The organism is Moraxella sp. HMSC061H09, assembly GCF_001809255.1.
Lineage (GTDB): Bacteria > Pseudomonadota > Gammaproteobacteria > Pseudomonadales > Moraxellaceae > Moraxella > Moraxella catarrhalis.
Window position 1 is genome coordinate 1 of the sequence record NZ_KV796829.1, and the last position, 485, is coordinate 485.

At 33.0% G+C, this 485-nt stretch carries 1 protein-coding gene; it reads left to right on the plus strand.

The features are described from left to right. Positions 1-95: 95 nt before the first annotated feature. Positions 96-485, plus strand: a 390-nt coding sequence (locus tag HMPREF2573_RS08965; protein WP_148129122.1) for an IS1 family transposase, incomplete at its 3' end; no start/stop codon positions are given.

The following is a 485-nucleotide window of genomic DNA, read 5'->3' on the forward strand; positions in this document are numbered from 1 at the left end:
GGTATTGTTAAAAAACAATACCCAAGTTAAAATAGCTCAATACTTTACCATAGCACAAAGAAACTTGTGAACGAAACATTTAATAATTGCCCAAAATGTCATTTGTAAAAGCAGGCTTGGGCAATGGCAAACAACGATACAAATGCAAAGGTTGCCATCACTATTTTTCTGTGAAGCAACGAAGCAACCAAAAAAGTAATGGCATTAAAAAACAAGCCATTGATACAAACAGTAAACAAATCTTAGGCTTTGTCTGTGGTAAAACAGACACTAACACCTTTAAACGACTTTATCAGCAGTTAAATACCCATAACATTCAACTGTTTTTTAGTGACTACTGGAAATCTTATCGTCAAGTCATTTTAAAGCCAAAACATATAACAAGCAAAGCTCAAACTTTTACCATAGAGGGCTATAATAGTCTCATTAGGCATTTCATAGCAAGATTTACAAGAAAGTCAAAGTGTTATTCTAAATCCGAAAAA